The organism is Nitrospirillum guaranorum (genome assembly GCF_034653275.1).
Classification (GTDB): Bacteria; Pseudomonadota; Alphaproteobacteria; order Azospirillales; family Azospirillaceae; genus Nitrospirillum.
On record NZ_JAYEES010000001.1, the window covers coordinates 956,392 to 976,984 of the forward strand.

The window sequence follows — 20,593 nt, forward strand, 5'->3', positions numbered from 1 at the left end:
AAGGACCCCCGGTTTCCGTCCTTGGGTTAAGGGCGGGCCGGGGGCCCGTCCCATTCTTCCCCCGCAATGGGATGGCGGATGCCTCGCATACTCGTCGGCAGTGTTTATTTCCTGCGCCTGGACCCGGCGCGGTGGGCGGAACATCAGCCGTTCCCCCCGCTGGGCACCCTCTATGCCGCCGGCACGCTGCGGGCGGCCGGGCATGAGGTGCATTTCTTCGACGCCATGATCGCGCAGACCGTGGCCGAGTGGTCGGCGCGGGTGGCCCAGGTGCGGCCGGACGTCGCCGTCCTCTACGACGACAATTTCAACTACCTGTCCAAGATGTGCCTGTCGGCCATGAGACTGGCGGCGCTGGAGATGATCGCCGCCGCCACGGCCGTGGGCGCCAAGGTCGCCATCTGCAGCGCCGACGCCGCCGACCATCCCGACCTCTACCTCGACGCCGGCGCCGGCGCCGTCATCGTGGGCGAAGGGGAGGCGACCCTGGCGGAGCTGACGGCCGCCTGGCGCCAGGGTGCCGATGACCTCTCCGCCATCAAGGGCCTAGCCTGGCGCCGGGGCGCGGAGACGGTGCGCACTCCCAAGCGGGAGGTGCTGCGCGACCTGGACGCCCTGCCGCCGCCGGCATGGGAACTGGTGGACATGGACGCCTACCGCCAGGTCTGGCGCCGGCACCACGGCCTTTTCGCGCTCAACCTCGTCACCTCGCGCGGCTGCCCCTATTCCTGCAATTGGTGCGCGAAGCCCATCTGGGGCCAAGGCTACGCCGTGCGGGGTGCCCGGGCTGTGGCGGAGGAACTGGCGCGCCTGGTCTGCCTGGCGGCGCCCGACTATATCTGGTTCATGGACGACATCATGGGGCTGAAGCCCCGCTGGTGGGGGGAGTTCGCCGCCGCCATCGACGCGCTGGGCGTCAAGGTGCCGTTCAAGTGCCTCAGCCGCGCCGACCTGGTGCTGCGCGAGGGCGCGGTGGATGACCTGAAGCGCGCCGGCTGCGACATCGTCTGGCTGGGGGCGGAGTCCGGCAGCCAGAAGATCCTGGACGCCATGGACAAGGATCTCTCGGCCGGGGAGATCGCGGAGGCGACGGCGAAGCTGAAGGCCGCCGGCATCCGCGTCGGCCACTTCCTGCAATTCGGCTATCCCGGCGAAGGCATGGCGGAGATCGGCCAGACCCTGGCCATGCTGCGCGCCACCCGGCCGGATGAGATGGGCATCTCCGTTTCCTACCCCCTGCCGGGAACGGTGTTTTATGAGCGGGTGCGAAGCCAGTTGAGGAAAAAGCGGCATTGGGACGTGTCGTCGGACATGGCCATGCTGTACCGGGGACCCTACACCACCGCCTTTTATCGCCACCTGCACAGCTATGTGCACCGGGACTTCCGCGCGCGCCGCGAGGTGGCCCAACTGCGCGACGCCCTGAGGGGCCGGGCTGGCGGCGGCGGCCATCTGCGGGCGCTGGCCTTCGTCGCCTATTGCGGCCTGGCCATCCCGCTGTCATGGGCGCGGCTGCAACTGCTACGCTTGTTGCCCCATCCCGCTGGCCCCCGGACGATGACTGCGGGCAGGGCGGCGCCGTGACCGATATCCTGCTGACCCACGGCTATTTCCTGATGGAGGACCCGGCGGAACGGGCGGTGATGAAGCCCTATCCGCCGCTGGGCCTGCTCTACATCTCCGCCCATCTAAAGGCCCAGGGCTTCGCGGTGGAGGTGATGGACACCACCTTCATGGATCTGGCCGCCGCCCAGGCCGCCTTGGCGGGGAAGCGGCCCCCGGTGGTGGGCATCTACGTCAACCTCATGACCCGGGGCAACGCCCTGCGCCTGGCGGCATCCGCCAAAGCCGCAGGCGCCACCGTCGTCTTCGGCGGGCCGGAGCCGGCCAACTACGCCGAGGAATACCTCAGCCGGGGCGGCGACATCGTCGTGTCGGGGGAGGGGGAGCTGACCCTGGCGGAGCTGATCCCCCATCTGGCCAGCCATGGCCTGACCGAGCTGGACCAGGTTCCCGGCATCGCCTATCGCGGCGAGGACGGCCACGTGCGTCGCACCCCGGCGCGCAAGCAGATCGCCGACCTGGACGCCCAGCCGTTTCCGGACCGGGGCGCCATCGACCTGGAGCGCTATCTGCAAACCTGGAAGACGCACCACGGCGTGCGCTCCGTCTCCCTCATCGTGGCGCGGGGCTGCCCCTACACCTGCAACTGGTGCAGCCATTCCGTCTTCGGCCACAGCCACCGCCGCCGGTCGCCCCAGAACGTGGCGGATGAGATCGAGCTGATCCGCGACACCTACGCCCCGGACCAGCTGTGGTTCGCCGACGACGTGTTCACCATCAACCAGAAATGGCTGGAACAGTTCGCGGCCGAAATGAAGCGGCGTGGCCTGCGCTACCCGTTCGAGACCATCACGCGCGAGGACAGGCTGAACGAGCGGGTGGCCGACTTGCTGGCGGAGTTGGGCTGCTACCGCATCTGGATCGGGGCGGAATCCGGCAGCCAAAAGATTCTGGACGCCATGCAGCGCCGGACAAACGCCGTGCGCATGCGCGAGATGATCTCCCTGGTGCAGAACCGGGGTATTCGCGCCGGCACCTTCATCATGCTGGGCTATGACGGGGAGACGTGGGAGGACATCGATGAGACGGCGCGCCACCTGCGCCTGTCGGCCCCCGACGACGTGCTGACCACCATCAGCTATCCCATCAAGGGCACGCCCTATTACGACAAGGTGGCGGACCGCATCGCCGGAGGCGGCGCTTGGCAGGACGGCAGCGACCGCGCCCTGACGGTGGTGGGGCGCAAGTCCCGCCGTTTCTATCGCCATGCCCAGCACTGGCTGGCGGCGGAAAGCCGGCTGGGCCGGCTGGAGGCGGCCCCCCGGCGTGACCTGTTGCGCCACGCCAAGGCGCGTGCCTCCTCCGCGCTCAGCCGCCTTGCCATGTACGCCACCCGGAATGAGGTGGAACATGGTTGAGGTCACGGTGCGGCCGGCGGCCTTCGACCGCTTCGCCGACGATTACGACGCTGGCTTCGCCCACAGCATTCCGGGCCGCTGGCTGCGCCACGCCGTGTGGCGGCAGGTGGGACCCCACCTCCGGCCGGGCATGCGCGTCCTGGATCTCGGCTGCGGCACGGGGGAGGACGCGCTGTGGCTGGCCCATGCCGGCGCCCAGGTGACGGCGGCCGACGGCTCCCCCGCCATGCTGCGGGTGACCGCCGGCAAGGCGGCGCGCCTGGGCATGGGGGACAGGGTGACCGCCCGCCAGGTCGACCTCAACGCCCCGGCTGACCTTTTTCTGGCGGATGGCGGCGGCCCGTATGATGTGGTGCTCTCCAACTTTGGCGCCCTGAACTGCGCCGTGGACCTGGCGCCCTTGGCCGACGCCTTGCGCCGGGCCGTGGCGCCGGGCGGGGTGGTGGCCCTGGTGGTCATGGGCCGTTTCTGCGCCTGGGAAACCCTGTGGTATGGCGCGCGCCTGCGCCGCACCGCCGCGCGACGCTGGTCCGGCCGCTCCACCGCCGACATCGGCGGCGCCACCATTCCCATCCGCTATTGGACGCCGGGTGACATCAGCCGCGCCTTCGCACCCGCGTTCCAGCCCCTGTCCGTGCACCCGGTGGGCCTGTTCCTGCCGCCGTCGGACCTGTTCGCGGGGCTGGAACGCCACCCCCGTTCCCTGACCCGCCTGATGCGCTGGGAAACCCGGGTGGTGGGCCACCCGTGGCTGGCCCGGTTGGCCGACCATCATTTGACCTTGCTGCGGCATGTTTAAGGAAGCGACCGCGCCATGATCCTGTTCTACAACCCCGTCAGCTCCGCCTCCAAGAAACCGGTCCTGCCCATGTCGCTGCTGGCCGTGGGCGCCATGCTGGAAGGCAAGGAGGATTACCGCATCATCGACGGCAACCTGGTGCCGGATGGCTTGACGGCCCTGCGTGAGGCGCTGGTCGAGACCAAGGCCGACATCCTGTGCGTGACGGTGATGCCGGGGCCGCAGCTGTCCAACGCCTCCCCCATATGCCGGGCGCTGAAGGCGGAATTCCCCCAGGTCACCATCATCTGGGGCGGCTATTTCCCCACCCTGCACGGCCAGATCGTGATGCAGGAGGCTTACGTCGACTACGTCTTCCGCGGCCATTGCGAACTGGCCTTCGGCGAGTTCGTCGCCAAGGTGCGGGCGGGGGAGGATGTGACCGGCCTGCCGGGCCTGGGCTGGCGCGATGCCGAGGGCCAGGTGCACCTGAACCAGAAGCCGCCGGTGCCCGATATCAACGCCCTGCCGGACTTCCCCTATCACCGGGTGGACATGGACGCCTACGTCCGCTCCTCCTTCCTAGGATCCCGCACCATCGCGCACCACGCCAGCTACGGCTGCCCCTTCCAGTGTAATTTTTGCGCGGTGGTGCACAAGGTGAACGGCCGCTATTCCGCCCAGACGGCGGAACGCACGGCCGCCGTGGTGGAAAAGCTGGTGCGCGAGCATGGCGCCACGGCGGTGGAGTTCTACGACAGCAACTTCTTCGTCCATGAGGCCCGCTGCGCCGAGTTCGCGGAGCGCATCACCCATCTGGACATCGGCTGGTGGGGCTTCGGTCGCGCCGACACCATGCTGAAGTTCAGCGATGCCACCTGGGCCAAGATGCGCAAGAGCGGCCTGAAAATGGTGTTCATGGGGGCCGAGTCCGGCGACCTGGAAACCCTGAAGCGCATGAACAAGGGCGGCAAGCAGGACGGCAACGCCATCCTGGCGGTGGCGGAGAAGATGCGCCGCCACGACGTGGTGCCGGAGATGTCCTTCATCATCGGCAACCCGCCGAACCCGGCGAAGGACGCGGAAAACACCATCCAGTTCATACGGATGTTGAAGAAAGTTAATCCGGCGACGGAGATCGTCTTCTACATCTACAGCCCCGTGCCGGTGGAGGGCGCCATGCTGCAGGAGGCGCAGGCGGCCGGCTTCGAATACCCCAAGGACGTGGCGACCTGGACCGAGGCGAAGTGGGAGAAGTTCGCCCAGCACCTGTCGTCCAACCTGCCGTGGATGAATGACGACATCCGCCGCAAGATCGGCAATTTCCAGCGGGTGCTGCACGCCCGCTATCCCACCATGACCGACACGCGCCTGACCCGCACCGGCCGCTTCGCCCTGCGCACCATGGCCGCCTGGCGCTACAAGACGCAATTCTACGACTTCCCCATTGAACTGCGCCTGCTGGACAAGGTGTTCCCCTACCAGCGCCCTGAAATCCAGGGCTTCTAGCATGGGCGCCTTTCCCCTAGCGCGCGCCTGGCGGGGCCGGCGCCTGGCCCGGGTGCCGGTGGTCACCTTGATGCCGCACAGCCGCTGCAACTGCCGCTGCGTCATGTGCGACATCTGGAAGGCCAACCGCAACGGCACCAGCCTGGAACAGGCGGCGGTGGACCGGCTGGTGGATGATTTCGGCGCCCTGGGCGTGCGCTGGGTGGTGCTGTCGGGCGGGGAGGCGCTGATGCATCCCAACCTGTGGGGCCTGTGCGCGGCGCTGAAGACCCTGCCGCTGAAGATCACCCTGCTCAGCAGCGGCCTGCTGCTGGAACGGCACGCCGCCGACATCGTGGAGTGGTGTGACGAGGTCATCGTCTCCCTGGACGGGCCCGAGGCCACGCACAACCGCATCCGGGGCATCAAGGATGCCTATGGGGCGTTGGCCGCCGGCGTGGACGCCCTGCGGCGCCGGCGGGTCGGCTATCCGGTGGCGGCGCGCTGCGTCATCCAGCGCGGCAATTTCCGCGAGCTGCCGGCCATCGTCGACGCCGCCAAGGCCATCGGCCTGGACAGCATCTCCTTTCTGGGCGCCGATCTCACCTCCTCCGCCTTCAACCGGCCGCGCGGCTGGGAAGAGGGCCGGGCGGAGGAGGTGGGCCTGGCCCCGGCCGAGTGCGACGCCCTGGACGCCGCCATCGATCAGCTGATGGCCAGCCATGGCGGCGACTTCGCCGGCCGCTACATCCAGGAAAGTCCGGCCCGCCTGCGCCATATCAGCGCCCGGTACCGCGCGGCCCATGGCGCGGCGCTGCCCCCGCCCGTGCGGTGCAACGCGCCCTGGGTTTCCACGGTGGTGGAGGCCGACGGCACGGTGCGCCCCTGCTTCTTCCACGACCCCATCGGCAGCCTGCGCGACGGCACCCTGCCGGAGGTTCTGAACGGCCCGGCGGCCCGGTCCTTCCGCGCCGGCCTGGACGTGGACAGCGATCCCGTGTGCCAGCGCTGCGTCTGCAGCCTCAAGCTATGAGCGTTTCCATGCTGTCTCTCCCGTTAGCCTCCCAGCCGCCGGCTCCACCGCCCCCGCCCGTCTCCACCGCCAGCCGCCTGTTGTGGACGCCCTGGACGGCGGCCAAGCGCGCGGTGCTGCGCCGCCGCCTGGGCCGGGCGGTGTTCGAGAAGATCCGGGGGCGGTACTTCGTCGTCTGGCCGGGGGTGTTCAATCCCGTGGTCTTCCGCACCGGCCGCTTCCTGGCGGAATTCATCGCCACCAGCCCCCTGCTGGAGCCGGCGGGCGAGGGCGCCACGGCGCTGGATGTCGGCACCGGCTGCGGCGTGCTGGGCATCTTCGCGGCCCTGCGTGGCTATCAGGTGGCGGCGGTCGACGTGGTGCCCGAGGCGGTGTCCTGCGCCCGCGCCAACGCCATCCTGAACCGGGTGGCGGTGGAACTGCACCAGGGCGACCTGTTTGCCCCGGTGGCCGGCCGCGCCTTCGACGTCGTGCTGTTCTCCCTGCCCAAGTTCCGGGGCACGCCCACCACCACCTTCGAACAGTCCTGGCGCAGCCCCGACGTCATCGACCGGCTGGCGGCCGAACTGCCCGCCATGCTGAAGCCCGGCGGCAAGGCCTACTTCGTCCTGACCAGCCACGGCGACTGCGCCGGCATGCTGAACGGCCTGGCCCAGGCCGGCCTGTCGGTCGAGCGCGTGCTGTGGCGCCACTTCGGGGTGGAGACGCTGGCGGTTTATCGCGCGTCGGCCCCAAACCGCCCCAGCAACGCCGCCGTATCCAACTGAGGCTTCAGGGCCGCCAGCAGGTCCGCGACATTCATGCGCACATGCTTGGCCCGGTCGCCCACCGTCAGGCGGCCGTAACCCGGCGGGGCGCCCAGGCTGTCGTCCACCAGCACGGGGCGGCCGCCCTGGACCACCAGCAGGATGTCGGCCGGCGTCAGAGCGAAGAAGGCATCCCATGGGTCGGCGGCGGTGCGCCGGGCGATGACCAGGTCGTCGGGGGCGGGGTGCCGCCAGAAGCGGGTGGCGCGGAAGGTCAGGCTGGCGAACAGCTCCGCGTCCGCCACGCGGCCCCGGGCCAGGCGCAAATGATCCCATAAGGTGCCGGGGGCGGAAATGGTGGCGTCGGTGCCGAACAGCAGCTGGGTGTGCCTCAGCGCCGCCGCCGCGTCCGCCGTGCGGCCGAACAGGAACAGGTTGCTGGCGGGACACCACACCAGCGCGGCCAGCCGCTGAAAATCCTCGCCCTCCAGGCTCACGCCATGCACGCCGGCGACGGCGCGGCGGAACAGGTTTTCCTTCAGGAAGGCCAGGGCGCGGCGGCGGCTGTCGGCCGTCACCCCCTCCGCCAGGTGCAGCACCGCCGGCCCCAGCCCGGTCATCCAGCGCCAGGGGCTGGCCAGTTCCGGCGAATGCAGGTCCTGAAAGGGCGCCAGCACGTGGATGGGTCCCTCCACCGCCCCGCCGCCATGGTCGGCCACCGCCGTCACGCCCCACAGCAGGTTCTTCATCAGGCCGACCTGGACGCGCACCGGGGCGGGAATGGCCTCGATACGGTCGATCAGGGCCCGTTGCGCCTGCACCTCGCGGCTCCAGCCCAGGAAGTCGTCATAGGGCGGGGAACCGGTGGGCGGATAGCAGTTGAAGGCCAGGTGGTCGTGGGAATTGACCAAGCCGGGAAAGGCGATGCAATCGCCCAGCCGCCGGCCGTAGGTCGCCGCCAGATCCGCCAGACAGGCCGGGGGCGCGGTGGGGCCCAACCAGCGCGGCATCAGGGGGCCACCGACCCAGCATGGGACAGGCGATAGGCCGCCAGGCCCAGCGCCTCATGCGTCGCCAGATCCAGGTGCGCCAAGTTGGCGGCCAGGGACAGGTGCGTCTCCTCTCCCCCGGGCCGGGTCAAGTAATCCGACGGCCAGGGGATCACCCGCCAGCCCACGCGGGATGCCGACAGCATGGCGCGCGGCATGTGATAGGCCGACGCCACCAACAGCCAGGTCTGTCCCGGCGCCGGTTGCGCCAGGTCCTTGGCCAGCACCAGGTTTTCCGCCGTGGTGCGCGACCGCGCCTCATAGTTCACCTGCGGGCCATCTAGGCCCAGGTCAGTCAGGACGTGGCGCGCCACCTCAGCCTCCGGCGTGCCGGCCGTGCCCAGCTCACCCGATCCGCCGCTGAAGACCACGCGCGCCTCTGGATGGCGGCGGGCCAGCGCGGCGGCGGCCAGCAGGGTGCCGCCGTCCGGGCCCACGCCCGGCACGCCTCGGTCGCGCAGCACCTCGCCATTCAGGCCTTCGCCCAGCACCAGGATGCCGTCGATGGTGACGGGCTCCGCCGGTCTGGGGTACAGGCCTTCCAGGGGGCGCAGGGCCCAATTGCCCACTGGGCAGGTCAGCAGGACCAGCAGGGTGGCGGCGCAGGCCGTGGCCGGTACCAGGGCCGCCCCATGGCGCCGGGCGGCCAGCACGGCGGCGGCGAGGGCCGTCCATACCAGCAGGTGGCTGGGCGCCACCAGGTACCAGCCGATCTTGGAAACGGTGAAGAATTCCAACGGCGTCATCCTGGGATACCGGCCATCAAGTGTTTGAATTTACACCGTATAGTCCTACGCTTCCGCCTCATGTTGAAGGGGCGCCGGCCATGACGATGACGGATGTGATGAGGGCGCCGATGCGCCTGCTGCGTGGCCTGGGGCCGTGGCGCCGCTCGCCCCGGCGCTTCCAGCCCTTCAGTTACACGGCCCCTGACCGCTATCCCTGGCTGTTCACTTTCGTGCGCGACCGGTTGGGCGATGGGCCGGACCGCCGCTTGCTGTCCTTCGGCTGTTCGGTGGGGCAGGAGGTTGCCAGCCTGCGCCGGCTGTTCCCGCGGGCGCGGCTGAAGGGCATCGACATCGATCCCCGCAATATCGCCGAGGCCCGCGCCCTGCGGCTGCCGGGCGTGGACTTCGCCGTGGGCGACAGCACGGCGGGGGAGGATGACGGCGCCTATGACGCCATCCTCTGCCTGGCGGTGCTGTGCAACGGCCGGCTGACCGTCAGCGGGGCCGAGCGCTGTGACCCCGTGCTGCACTTCGCGACCTTCCAGGCCATGGTGGCGCACTTCGCCCGCTGCCTGAAGCCGGGGGGCTTGCTCTGTCTTGTCACCACCAACTTCCGCTTCCGCGACACCGACGTGGCCGCCGGTTTCGACGTGGCCCTGACCATCACCCCCGACCAGCTGGCGCCCGATGTCATATTCGGGCCGGACAACCGGCTGATGCCGGGGGAACGCTACACCGACGTCGTCTTCGTCAAGCGTTGAAGCATCAGAACACATACTGGACCAGCAGGCCGATGGTCTGGACCGTGTAGTTCTCGGGAATGACGCCCAGATAGGTGTTGTTGTTGATGGCGCCGGCCGTCAGGCCCGTGTAGTGGAAATCCACCACCCGCTCATAATTGAAGCGGTAGTACAGGCGATAGGACAGTTCCTCCGACATCTGCCAGCGCACGTCGGTTTGCAGGGCGTGGCTGTCGTAGGTGATGTCGGGGAAGCTGGCGCCGGCCTGCGCCGGCGTCAGGCTGTTGAAGAAGGCGCCGGTGCTGGCGAAGGCGTAGTCGATCGCTGTGCTGGCGCGGGTGAAGGTGTAGTCCGCGTTCAGCGAGATGACGCCCCAGCTGTGGTGGGCGTTCAGGCCCACCGTATAATTGTCCGACCCCACCGTTTCCGTCCAGCCGTTGGCCAGGGGATAGCCTGGGCCGCCCGCGGCGCCGCTGGTGCCGGCCCCGGTGGCGTTGATGTTGGCCACCCCCCGGTCCTGGTTCTGGTAGGTGAAATAGCCGGTCAGCGTGGTCGCCGCCGACATCTGGTAGGTATAGGCGGTGGTGACGTCGAAGGCGTGGGTGGATCGCAGGCCGTAGGCGGCGTCGTACTCGTCCACCTTGACACTGCCGGTCAGCTGCAGGTCGCTGCGCGGGGACAGGATGTAGTTGGCCTGGCCGCGCAGCACATGCTCCGTCCGGTTGGCCACGTCGAACTTGCGCAGGTCGGCCAGGGCGAAGGCCGGGTCGCCCGCCGGCGTCGCCGGAATGTAGCCGGGCAGGGCCGATGAGTAATAGGGCGTGTAGGGGTTGGACTGGTAATCGCTGCCGATGCGGCGCGCGAATTCGTACGACAGATGGGCGGTGCCCCATTCATAGCCCGACGTGCTGACCTGCAGCCGGGCGATATTGTCGTTGGCGTCCGCGATCTCCCGCACCGTGTGGTCTATGATGTCGTTCTCGTAACTAAGATCCAGTTTCCAATGCGTGTCCAGGCGGTAGGCCGCCTTGGCCGTCACCTGCAGATCATTGTTGGCGAAGGGCATGTTGCGGATCTGGACCAGGCTGCCCGGCGTGTTGGCCCGGTAGATGCCGCTCAAGGACGGGATGAAGGGCGCCAGCCCGCCGTCGATGGCGATATAGCCGTACTGTCCGGTCTGCGGATTGTAGGCGACGTAGTTGGTGCGGTTGGCCTCGTCCCGGTCGCGCACCTCCACCGTCAGGCCCAGGTCGGGGCTGACGGTGTAATGGTATTGCGCCACCGCGTTCAGGATGTTGATGGCGGCGTTGGCGGTAGGCTGGCTCAGCGCCGACGCGCTGTTCCACTGGCCGAGGTTGATGGTGTTGGCGCCGCTGGTGACCAGGCCGCCGCCGGTGGTGGGGGCCTGCAACTCGTCATCCTGGCGCATCAGGCTGTAGGACAGGCTGGCGGTGAAGCGCGAGGCGGGCGACAGCTGCACCGCCAGGTCGCCCTTCACCGTGTGATAGTCGTTGTTGGGCGCCAGGCTCAGCCGCCCTGTCTGCGGGATGTAGGCGCCGGCCGCGGTGTTCGACGTCAGCCCCGGGTTCTGCCAGGTGAGGTCCAGGATGTCGTTGCGGAAGAAGGACCCGGCGTAGGCCAGGTTGGCCTGGAAGTTCTGTTCCTTGTAGCGCACGCCGCCGGTGACATCGACGGTCTGGTAATGGATGGGCTGGATCAGCTGGGTGGCGCCGTTCTGGAACGGATAGCCGAAGGTGGCGCTGATGGGCTGGGTGCCGTTGCGCCGCTCATCCGAGATCTTCAGGAACAGCTCGGTATGCTCATCCGCCGTGTAGGTGAGCGCGCTGCCGGCCTTTTCCCGCAGGATGCGGAGGGTGCTGGGCCCCACCGCCGCCGCCACGGCGTTGACCTGTGCCGGGGTGGAGGCGCCGGGCGTCAGGCCGCCCCGCAGGGTGAGGTTGCCGGTGCCCGCCCCATCCCACAATGACTTCGCGGTGGTGGAGAAGGTGTGCGGGATGCTGTCGAAATAGGCCTGCAGGTCGAACACGCCATAGCGGCCGACATCCACCTGGTAATACTGGTCGGTGCGGCCCAGGTTCTGGCCATAGGCGGAGGCGTGCAGGGCGGTCTTGCGGTTCTCCGCCGAGAAGCCGAGGCCGGTGACGGTGAAGCCGTTTTTCCAGTCGCCGTATTCATTCAGCGCGGCCGAGCGGCTGTCCTGGCCGAAGGTGCCCATGATGCCGGCCTCGAACCAGCCCTGGGTCCACCAGTCGGGGTCGCCCTTGCTCTGCGTCATCTCCGGCGTGCGGAAGGGCACGGGATACATCAGGCCCGTGGGCGTGCGCGTCACGTCGTCGATGATGGACAGGCCGTCATTGTCCCGCGCCCGGTTCATCACCTGGGCCGTGGGGTTCAGGACGTTGCCCGGCCCGCCATAGCCGGTGGTGCCACTGTCGGCCTGGGCCGCCGTCGCCGCGAGTGGGGCGGTTGCCGCGAGTAGTAGCCATCGCGTGGGGGTTTTCAGACGAGGTCTCATCGTTCGAACCGCGCGCCGGAGGGACTGTTGGACCCATGGATGTTGACGTGGCAGGTCTGGCAGCTGGTGGCGATCAGGCGGGGGTCGGGCATGGGCCCGCGCGCCATGTTGCCGGCCGTCAGCAGGCTGCCGGGGTGGCCGTCCTGCGAGTGGCACTGCTGGCACAGCACCGGGCGCGGCGCGTTCAGCAGGTTCTCGAAGTTGGACCCATGCGGCGAATGGCAGTTCAGGCAGCTTTCGCGCACCGGCGCGTGCTCGAACAGGAAGGGGCCGCGCTTGTCGGCGTGGCAGGTGAAGCAGACCTCGTTCACGCTGTCGGCCTTCAGCAGGGGCGCCGTGGTCGAGCCGTGCGGGTTGTGGCAGTCGGTGCAGCTGAGCTTGCCCTCCAGCAGGGGCATGTGCGACCGGCGGGCGAACTCCGCATGCTGGGCCTTGTGGCACTGGAAGCAGGTCTCGTTGATGCTTTCCCGGGCCGTCAGGCCGCGCGCGCCGAAGGTGGTCATGGGGTTGTGGCAATCGGCGCAGCCCAGCTGATTGCTGTCGTGGATGCTGTCATGCCAGAAGATGCGCTGGCCGCCGGCATGGCAGGTCAGGCACTGGCCGTTCTGCTCCGCCACCGGTGTTTTGCTTTTCTTGGAAAAGCTGATGATGGTGCTAAGGTCCGAGGGATCCTCGACATGGGCCGAACCCGGGCCGTGGCAGGCCTCGCAATTCTGCGCCTGCAATTCCGTGCGCGGGTTCTGCTGGAACACCTTGGCGTGGATGGTGTGGGCCCAGTTGGTCGCCTCTTGCTGGTGGCAGCTCTCGCACGTCTCGCGCCCGACATAGGTGCGCTGAGGCTTGGTCTCCGCCTTGGGCGTCCCGGCCTTGGCCGTGTCGCCCTTGGGAGCGTCGGCCTTGGGTGTATCAGGGGCGTAGCTGGCCAGGCGCGTCCATTTTGACGCCGCCGGCTGCGGGGCCGGCGCCGGGGTGAATTGGGCGGCCCTCAGGCTGGGGTAGGGGGCTTGCGCCGCCATGCCGCCCGTCGCCATGCCGCCCATCGCCATGCCCATGTGCGCCGCGCCCGGGGGCATGGCGGCGATGTCGCTGTCGATGCGTTGCAGGGCGTCGGCGTCCACATGGCCCGCATGGATGCGCGCCATCTCATCGCGCAGGGCCGCCTGGTCGGGGGTCAGCACGGGCGCCTCGGCCCCGGCCGGGCCCGCCAGGCCGCCAACCATCAGCAGGCCAACCAGCAGCAGGCCCAGGACGACCGCGCGCCTCATTGCGGCGCCAGGGATTTGAGGTAGGCCACCACGTCCCGGCGCTGCTGCTCATCCGCCAGGCTGAAAGGCATCTTGTTCGAAACGGATGGGTCGCCGACGAAATCGCCCAGGTATTTGTGCGGGTTGGCCAGGTAGGCGACGATGGTCTCCTCGCTCCACACCAGGCCCTTGGCCGCCGCCTGCTGCACGGCGGGGGAATAGCTGTAGCCGCTGATGCTGCCCGCCGGGCGGCCGACCACGCCGAACAGGCTGGGGCCCACCTTGTTCACGCCCTGCTCCGCCGAATGGCAGGCGGCGCACTTCTTGAAGACGGTGGCGCCGTTGGCGGCGTCGCCGGCGGCGCGCGCGGTGCCGGCGCCCCCGACGGCCAAGACCGACATCAGCGCGGCGGAAAACAGGTTTTGTCTCGGCGTCATACAGCGGCTCCCTAAGTCCCTGTCCCCTCTGACGGGTGGGACCGGCGGGATATTCCCCTGGCGCGCCGAAAAAATGATGCCGTTAGACCGTTTTCTTGGCCTCTCCCGTCACGGGCGTCCAGGAGGGCGGGTCGCTGGCGGGGAAGGAGTCCTCGCTGGCGTCACCCACCACGTCGCGGTCAGGCACATAGGGCGGTGTGGCGTTGGCCCGGTCGACCAACGCCTTCTGGCCCTGGGCCATGGCCTGCGGCACGACCGGTCCGGGTGTCGTCACCACGGTCTCGTGCCCCCGGATGCGGGGGTCCTCCTTGCGGGCCGGCGCCAGGGTGGGGCCACTCAGCACCTGGCGCATCTGGTGGGTCTGCGGCCGGGGCAGGGGGCGCGGCCGTTCCTCCGGATCGCTGATTTCATAGGGAAGGTTGTGCCGCTCCGCATAGTCCACCGCCTCTTGCAGCTTGTCGAAAGCGAGGAAGACGTCCATCTGCGGGTCGCCGCCGCCCTTCCAGCCCATCAGCGGATCGGTTTCATGGGTGGGCTTGGCCTCATAAGTCAAAATCCAGGACATTTTGCGGCCCGGCGCGTTCTGCATCGTGGCCGGTGCCGGCCGGCGGATATAGGCGCGGAGCGGGACCGGTATGCCTAGGGGATCGCCTGGGGACCGAAGCGGCTTGGTCATGCGTCACCTCCAACAGGGCTTTCACCCCCGGCGCGGGGGGACCGCATGCTTAAGCGCCGTTACCGGGCTTCGTTCCCGCTCCCGTGGTGCTTGGGCGCGCTGAAATGGACCTGACGAAACGGACCCGGCGAAACGGAACCCGCCGGCATTGCACCTGTTGACGCCGCACACCCCTTGCGGAGGCAGGATCATGAGCGAAGAAGGCAACGGCACTTCCCGACGCGCCGTTATCGGCGGCTTGGCGGCGGGTACGGCGATGGCGGGTTTCACGGCGGCTCCCGCCCAGGCGGCCCCCGCGTCCGCCGGTGGCAGGCGTGCGGCGCCCGATTATCCCAGCCCGCCCTTTCCCAAGCAGGAACAGCAGGAACCGCCTGGCCTGGCCAGCCGCATGAACCCCAGGCCGGACCATGGCGAGGAAAGTTACAAGGGATCCGGCCGCCTGGCGGGGCGCAAGGCGCTGATCACGGGGGGCGACAGCGGCATCGGCCGCGCCGCCGCCATCGCCTTCGCCCGCGAGGGGGCCGATGTGGCCTTCGGCTACCTGCCGGTGGAGGAACCGGACGCCAAGGAGGTGGTGAAGCTGATCCAGGACGCGGGGCGCAAGGCCGTGCCCCTGCCGGGCGACATCCGTAACGAGGCCTTCTGCCAGAAGCTGGTGGCGGACGCGGCGCGCGAACTGGGCGGGCTGGACATCCTGGTCAACAACGCCGCCCGGCAGCATTCGGTGGACAGCCTCACCGACATCAGCAGCGAGCAGTTCGACGACACCTTCAAGACCAACGTCTATGCCATGTTCTGGATCACCAAGGCGGCGCTGGCGCACCTGGGCAAGGGGGCGGCCATCATCAACACCGCCTCGGTCAACGCCTACGATCCCTCCCCCAACATCCTGGATTATTCGGCGACCAAGGGCGCCATCATGATTTTCACCAAGGGCCTGGCCAAGCAGCTGGCCAAGAAGGGCATCCGCGTGAACGCCGTCGCGCCGGGCCCGGTGTGGACACCGCTGCAGCCCAGTGGCGGCCAGCCGCCGGAAAAGCTGGTGACCTTCGGGTCGGATACACCCCTGGGCCGGCCGGGGCAGCCGGCGGAATTGGCGGCCCTCTACGTGCTGCTGGCCAGCAACGAGGACACCTTCTCCACCGGCCAGGTCTTCGGCGCCACGGGCGGTCACGGCGGGCCCTGAGGCCCGCCGTCCCAAAGGTCAGGCGACCTTGAGCACCACCTTGCCGCGCACGTGCTCATCCTCCAGCACATGCTCCGCCTCCGCCGCCTCATCCAGGGCGAAGACCTTGGCGACCTGCACCCGCACCCGGCCGGCGTCGATGAGGCGCCCGATCTCCGCCAACTGGCGGCCATCGGGGTGGGCGGTGTAGCGGGTGCCCTCCGCCCCGTGCTCCCTGGCCTTGTCGGCCGAGGGTTCGGTCAGTGTGGAAACCAGGATTCCACCTTGCTTCAGCACCGACCAGGACCGGTCCTGGGTCTCACCCGCCACCAAGTCATAAACCAGATCGATGTCCGACACTTCGTCTTCGAAGCGCTGGTTCTTGTAGTCGATGGCCTTGTCCACGCCCAGCGACCGCACCCATTCCAGATCTCCTTCGGAACAGGTGGCGTAGACCGTGGCACCACGGGCCTTCGCGAACTGTACGGCGAAATGGCCCACGCCACCCGCTGCGCCGTGGACCAGCACCCGTTGCCCGCCCTTCAGTCGGCCATGGTCGAACAGGCCCTGCCAGGCCGTCAGGGCCGCCAGCGGGACGGCGGCGGCCTGGATGGCGTCCAGCCCCGCCGGCTTGGGCGCGCAGTGGGCGACGTTGGCCACCACGTATTCGGCATAGCCGCCCCGGTCGGTGGGCAACATGGCGAAGACCGCGTCCCCTTCCGCGTAGCCGGTGACGGCGCGGCCGCACTTCTCGACCGTCCCGCACATGTCGCGGCCCAGGGTCAGGGGCAACTGGTCGGCCGGCAGGTATTTGCCGTTGCGGATCTTGTAGTCGACGGGGTTCACGCTGGCCGCCTGCACCCGGACCAGCACCTCATAGTCGCCGGGCTCGGGCTTGGGCACATCTTCCAGCGTCAGAACCTCGGTCCCGCCAAAGCTGTGGATACGCACCGCCTGCATCGGAGCCTCCTCTTTTGGATGGGGTATGGGAGCGGCAAAACCCGCCATCGCGATCATGGTTCCGCTGCGGCGACGGGAACCAAGCCGGCACTGCGGGGTTCAAAAGCGGCATCGTGGCAGTTGGCCGGTTGGGTAAAGGGGACGACATGCGACATCAGGGAAACGCCGACGTCAGCCGGCGCGGACTGTTGCTTGGGGCGGCGGCCTCCGCCGCCTTGACGGCGACGCCGCGTCACGGCCAGGCTATGCCCGCCGACGGCAATATGCCGCCGGCCCCCCATCCCGGCCCGGTGCCCAATATGAACCCTGTGATGAGCCGCGTGTCCCTTACCGTGAACGGCACGGCGCGGACACTGGAGGTGGACACCCGCACCACCCTGCTGGACGCGTTGCGGGAGCATCTGCGCCTGACCGGCACCAAGAAGGGCTGCGACCATGGCCAATGCGGCGCCTGCACCGTCATCGTCGATGGCCGGCGCATCAATTCCTGCCTGACCCTGGCCGTCATGCATGAGGGCGGCAGCGTCACGACGGTGGAGGGGCTGGGCACGCCGGCCAAGCTGCACCCGATGCAGGCCGCCTTCGTCAAGCACGACGGGTACCAGTGCGGCTATTGCACGCCGGGCCAGATCTGTTCCGCCGTCGCCGTGCTGGAGGAGATCGAGGCCGGCATCCCCAGCCATGTCACCGCCAGCCTGACGGATGCGCCCCAGGTGACGAACGACGAGATGCGGGAACGCATGAGCGGCAACATCTGCCGTTGCGGCGCCTATTCCAACATCCTGGAGGCCATGGCCGAGGTGGCCGGCCAGAAGATGGCGGGCCACCGAAACGGGAGGGATCCGGCATGAGGCCCTTCACCTATGAGCGCGCCACGTCCCCGGCCGACGCCGCGGCCAAGGCGGCCAGCATCCCCGGCGCCCGCTTCATCGCCGGCGGCACCAATCTTCTGGACCTGATGAAGCTGCAGATCGAGACGCCGGCCCATCTGATCGACGTGAACGGCCTGGGCCTGGACAAGATCGAGGACACACCGGACGGCGGCCTGCGCGTCGGCGCGCTGGTGCGCAACACCGACCTGGCGGCCGACATGCGGGTGCGCCAGCATTATGGGGTGTTGAGCCGGGCCCTGGTGGCCGGCGCCTCCGGCCAGTTGCGCAATGTCGCCACCACGGCCGGCAACCTGTTGCAGCGGACCCGCTGCCCCTATTTCTACGACCCCAACCAGCCCTGCAACAAGCGCCAGCCGGGCAGCGGCTGTTCCGCCATCGGTGGTGTCAGCCGCCAGTTGGGTATCGTCGGCACCAGCGAGGCCTGCATCGCCACCCATCCCAGCGACATGGCCGTGGCTATGCGGGTGCTGGACGCGACGGTGGAGACGGTGCGGCCTGGCGGCGCCATGCGCCGCATTCCCATCGCCGACCTGCACCGCCTGCCGGGCGACAGCCCTCATGTGGAAACGACGCTGGAGCGGGGGGAGCTGATCACGGCCGTGACCCTGCCCAAGCCCGTGGGCGGCGCGCAGATCTATCACAAGGTGCGCGACCGCGCCTCTTACGCCTTCGCGCTGGTCTCCGTCGCCGCCATCGTGCACCCCGACGGCACGGGCCGGGTGGCGCTAGGCGGCGTGGCGCCCAAGCCCTGGCGGGTGGAGGCGGCGGAGGCGCACATGAAACAGGGCGCCAAGGTGGTCACCGCCGGCCTGCTGGCCGATGCCCGGCCCACGGACGACAACAGGTTCAAGGTTCGGCTGGCCGAACGCACGCTGGCCGCCGTGCTGGCCGAGGCGAGGGGGTGACGCCATGAAGTTCGACACGCCCGCCGCCGCCAATCCCATCGACCAGCTGAAGGTCGTGGGCAAGGCCACCGACCGGATCGACGGGCCGCTGAAGACCACGGGCACCGCGCCCTACGCCTATGAGCGGCACGACGTGGTGGCCAACCAGGCCTACGGTTTCATCCTGGGGTCCGCCATCGCCAAGGGCCGCATCACCCGCATGGATGTCGCCGCCGCCAAGGCCGCCCCCGGCGTCGTCGCCGTCGTGACGGCGGAGAACGCGGGCACGCTGGGCAAGGGCAAGTGGAACACCGCCGCCCTACTGGGCGGGCCGGACATCCAGCACTACCACCAAGCCATCGCCTTGGTGGTGGCCGAGACGTTCGAGCAGGCGCGCGATGCCGCCGGCCTGATCAAGGTGGACTATCAGGCGGAGGCCGGGGCCTTCGACCTGGCCGCCGCCCGGGACGGGGCGACGGTGGCCAAGGGGGAGCCGGACAGCACGGTGGGCGATTTCAACGGCGCCTTCGCCACGGCGCCGATGCGGTTGGACGCCACCTACACCACGCCCGACCAGGGCCACGCGATGATGGAGCCGCACGCCACCATCGCCACCTGGAATGGTGACAAGCTGACCCTGTGGACCGCCAACCAGATGATCAACTGGGGCGTCAAGGACGTCTCGCAAACCCTTAACATACCTCAGGAAAATATCCGCCTGATTTCGCCCTACATCGGGGGCGGCTTCGGCGGCAAGCTGTTCGTGCGCAGCGATGCCCTGATGGCGGCGTTGGGTGCCAGGATCGCCGGGCGGCCGGTGAGGGTGGCGCTGACCCGCCCCTTGATGTTCAACAACACCACCCACCGTCCCGCCACCATCCAGCGCATCCGCATCGGCGCCACGCGTGAGGGTAAGATCACCGCCATCGGCCATGAAAGCTGGTCCGGCGACCTTCCGGGCGGCAAGCCGGAGACGGCGGTGCAGCAGACCCGCCTGCTGTACGCTGGGGCGAACCGCCTGACCGCCATGCGCCTGGCCGTGCTGGACCTGCCGGAAGGCAACGCCATGCGTGCCCCAGGCGAGGCGCCCGGACTGATGGCGCTGGAGGTCGCCATGGATGAGATGGCGGAAAAGCTGGGCATGGATCCCATCAAGTTCCGCATCCTGAACGACACGCAGGAGGATCCAGAAAAGCCGGGCCGCCCCTTCTCGCAACGCCAGCTTATCGCCTGCCTGCAACAGGGGGCCGAGCGCTTCGGCTGGTCCAAGCGCAACCCGAAACCGGCCAGCGTGCGCGAGGGCCGCTGGCTGGTGGGCATGGGGGTGGCGGCGGGCTTCCGCAACAACTTGGTGACCAAATCCGCCGCCCGCGTGCGGCTAGACGCTCAGGGCATGGTGACGGTGGAAACGGACATGACCGACATCGGCACCGGCACCTACACCATCATCGCCCAGACGGCGGCGGAAACCATGGGTGTGCCGCTGGAAAAGGTGGCGGTGCGCCTGGGCGACAGCAGCTTCCCCGTCTCGTGCGGCTCGGGCGGGCAGTGGGGCGCCAACAACGCGACGGCGGGCGTCTATGCCGCGTGCATGAAGCTGCGGCAGGCCGTGGCGGGCAAGCTGGGCTTCAACGCCGCCGAGCCTCACTTCGCCGACGGCCATGTCTCATCCGGCGGACACACCGTATCGCTGGCCCAGGCCGCCAAGGACGGTGACCTGGTGGCGGAAGACCTGATCGAATACGGCGACCTGGACAAGAAGTACCAGCAATCGACCTTCGCCGGCCATTTCGTGGAGGTGGCGGTGGACAGCGCCACGGGCGAGATACGGCTGCGCCGCATGCTGGCGGTCTGCGCCGCCGGACGCATCCTGAACCCCAAATCGGCCCGCAGCCAGGTCATCGGCGCCATGACCATGGGGGCGGGGGCGGCCCTGATGGAGGAACTGGCGGTGGACAAGCGGCGGGGCTTCTTCGTCAACCACGACCTGGCGGGCTACGAAGTGCCCGTGCATGCCGACATCCCGCACCAGGATGTGGTCTTCCTGGATGAGGTGGACCCCATCTCCTCCCCCATGAAAGCCAAGGGGGTGGGTGAGCTGGGCATCTGCGGCGTGGGGGCGGCGGTGGCCAACGCCATCTACAACGCCACCGGCGTGCGGGTGCGCGACTATCCCATCACCCTGGACAAGGTCCTGGACCACCTGCCGGAGGTGACCTGAGGCGTTGCCTCCACCCCGCCCGGCCCCGTACAAG

The 20,593-nt window shown here is 68.9% G+C and carries 18 protein-coding genes; 11 read left to right on the forward strand and 7 right to left on the reverse strand.

Annotated elements, in window-relative coordinates; genetic code table 11:
• Positions 1 to 78 precede the first annotated feature (78 nt).
• The 6 genes from UAJ10_RS03845 to UAJ10_RS03870 are packed head-to-tail and all read left to right on the forward strand — an operon-like array spanning position 79 to position 7,047.
• Positions 79 to 1,584, forward strand: a complete 1,506-nt coding sequence (locus UAJ10_RS03845) for a B12-binding domain-containing radical SAM protein (protein ID WP_322914038.1) — start codon at positions 79 to 81, stop codon at positions 1,582 to 1,584.
• Positions 1,581 to 2,981: a B12-binding domain-containing radical SAM protein gene (locus UAJ10_RS03850; protein ID WP_322914039.1), complete on the forward strand. Its 1,401-nt coding sequence runs from the start codon at positions 1,581 to 1,583 to the stop codon at positions 2,979 to 2,981. Before UAJ10_RS03845 ends, UAJ10_RS03850 begins: the two co-directional genes overlap by 4 nt.
• Positions 2,974 to 3,780: a class I SAM-dependent methyltransferase gene (locus UAJ10_RS03855; RefSeq protein WP_322914040.1), complete on the forward strand. Its 807-nt coding sequence runs from the start codon at positions 2,974 to 2,976 to the stop codon at positions 3,778 to 3,780. Before UAJ10_RS03850 ends, UAJ10_RS03855 begins: the two co-directional genes overlap by 8 nt.
• A gap of 15 nt (positions 3,781 to 3,795) precedes the next feature.
• Complete coding sequence (locus UAJ10_RS03860; RefSeq protein ID WP_322914041.1) at positions 3,796 to 5,268, forward strand: B12-binding domain-containing radical SAM protein; 1,473 nt, start codon at positions 3,796 to 3,798, stop codon at positions 5,266 to 5,268.
• A 1-nt stretch (position 5,269) separates the two neighbouring features.
• Positions 5,270 to 6,280 (forward strand): radical SAM/SPASM domain-containing protein, encoded by a 1,011-nt coding sequence (locus UAJ10_RS03865; protein ID WP_322914042.1) that lies wholly within the window; start codon positions 5,270 to 5,272, stop codon positions 6,278 to 6,280.
• Between the two features lie 8 nt (positions 6,281 to 6,288).
• Positions 6,289 to 7,047: a methyltransferase gene (locus UAJ10_RS03870; protein WP_322914043.1), complete on the forward strand. Its 759-nt coding sequence runs from the start codon at positions 6,289 to 6,291 to the stop codon at positions 7,045 to 7,047.
• Here the strand turns inward: UAJ10_RS03870 and UAJ10_RS03875 are convergent.
• Complete coding sequence (locus UAJ10_RS03875) at positions 6,996 to 8,036, reverse strand: hypothetical protein (RefSeq protein WP_322914044.1); 1,041 nt, start codon at positions 8,034 to 8,036, stop codon at positions 6,996 to 6,998. The genes UAJ10_RS03870 and UAJ10_RS03875 overlap by 52 nt on opposite strands.
• Complete coding sequence (locus UAJ10_RS03880) at positions 8,036 to 8,821, reverse strand: YdcF family protein (RefSeq protein ID WP_322914045.1); 786 nt, start codon at positions 8,819 to 8,821, stop codon at positions 8,036 to 8,038. The genes UAJ10_RS03875 and UAJ10_RS03880 overlap by 1 nt, the downstream gene beginning before the upstream one ends.
• A gap of 80 nt (positions 8,822 to 8,901) precedes the next feature.
• Here UAJ10_RS03880 and UAJ10_RS03885 point away from each other — a divergent pair, with 80 nt between their 5' ends.
• Positions 8,902 to 9,564: a class I SAM-dependent methyltransferase gene (locus tag UAJ10_RS03885; protein WP_322914046.1), complete on the forward strand. Its 663-nt coding sequence runs from the start codon at positions 8,902 to 8,904 to the stop codon at positions 9,562 to 9,564.
• Positions 9,565 to 9,568: 4 nt separating this feature from the next.
• Here UAJ10_RS03885 and UAJ10_RS03890 read toward each other — a convergent pair whose 3' ends face one another.
• The 4 genes from UAJ10_RS03890 to UAJ10_RS03905 all read right to left on the reverse strand — a co-directional run bounded on the left by UAJ10_RS03890 (position 9,569) and on the right by UAJ10_RS03905 (position 14,436).
• The gene (locus UAJ10_RS03890; RefSeq protein WP_322914047.1) at positions 9,569 to 12,079 is read right to left on the reverse strand and encodes an MtrB/PioB family outer membrane beta-barrel protein; all 2,511 of its coding nucleotides are present in this window, start codon (positions 12,077 to 12,079) and stop codon (positions 9,569 to 9,571) included.
• The gene (locus tag UAJ10_RS03895; RefSeq protein ID WP_322914048.1) at positions 12,076 to 13,344 is read right to left on the reverse strand and encodes a DmsE family decaheme c-type cytochrome; all 1,269 of its coding nucleotides are present in this window, start codon (positions 13,342 to 13,344) and stop codon (positions 12,076 to 12,078) included. Before UAJ10_RS03895 ends, UAJ10_RS03890 begins: the two co-directional genes overlap by 4 nt.
• On the reverse strand, positions 13,341 to 13,760 hold the full coding sequence (locus UAJ10_RS03900) for a c-type cytochrome (protein WP_322914049.1): 420 nt from the start codon (positions 13,758 to 13,760) through the stop codon (positions 13,341 to 13,343). The genes UAJ10_RS03895 and UAJ10_RS03900 overlap by 4 nt, the downstream gene beginning before the upstream one ends.
• An 82-nt stretch (positions 13,761 to 13,842) precedes the next feature.
• On the reverse strand, positions 13,843 to 14,436 hold the full coding sequence (locus UAJ10_RS03905; protein ID WP_322914050.1) for an NADH dehydrogenase ubiquinone Fe-S protein 4: 594 nt from the start codon (positions 14,434 to 14,436) through the stop codon (positions 13,843 to 13,845).
• Positions 14,437 to 14,626: 190 nt separating this feature from the next.
• On the opposite strand from UAJ10_RS03905, the gene UAJ10_RS03910 reads away from it, so the two are divergent.
• Complete coding sequence (locus tag UAJ10_RS03910) at positions 14,627 to 15,622, forward strand: SDR family oxidoreductase (RefSeq protein WP_322914051.1); 996 nt, start codon at positions 14,627 to 14,629, stop codon at positions 15,620 to 15,622.
• 18 nt (positions 15,623 to 15,640) lie between these two features.
• Here UAJ10_RS03910 and UAJ10_RS03915 read toward each other — a convergent pair whose 3' ends face one another.
• On the reverse strand, positions 15,641 to 16,561 hold the full coding sequence (locus UAJ10_RS03915) for an NADP-dependent oxidoreductase (protein ID WP_322914052.1): 921 nt from the start codon (positions 16,559 to 16,561) through the stop codon (positions 15,641 to 15,643).
• Positions 16,562 to 16,707: 146 nt separating this feature from the next.
• On the opposite strand from UAJ10_RS03915, the gene paoA reads away from it, so the two are divergent.
• Genes paoA through paoC form a run of 3 tightly spaced genes read left to right on the forward strand, consistent with a single transcriptional unit; the run spans position 16,708 to position 20,559 of the window.
• Entirely contained in the window at positions 16,708 to 17,412 is a 705-nt protein-coding gene (paoA, locus tag UAJ10_RS03920) for an aldehyde dehydrogenase iron-sulfur subunit PaoA (RefSeq protein WP_322914053.1), read from the forward strand.
• Entirely contained in the window at positions 17,409 to 18,359 is a 951-nt protein-coding gene (locus UAJ10_RS03925) for an FAD binding domain-containing protein (protein WP_322914054.1), read from the forward strand. The genes paoA and UAJ10_RS03925 overlap by 4 nt, the downstream gene beginning before the upstream one ends.
• 4 nt (positions 18,360 to 18,363) lie before the next feature.
• Complete coding sequence (gene paoC, locus UAJ10_RS03930) at positions 18,364 to 20,559, forward strand: aldehyde oxidoreductase molybdenum-binding subunit PaoC (RefSeq protein ID WP_322914055.1); 2,196 nt, start codon at positions 18,364 to 18,366, stop codon at positions 20,557 to 20,559.
• The last annotated feature ends 34 nt before the right edge of the window (positions 20,560 to 20,593 follow it).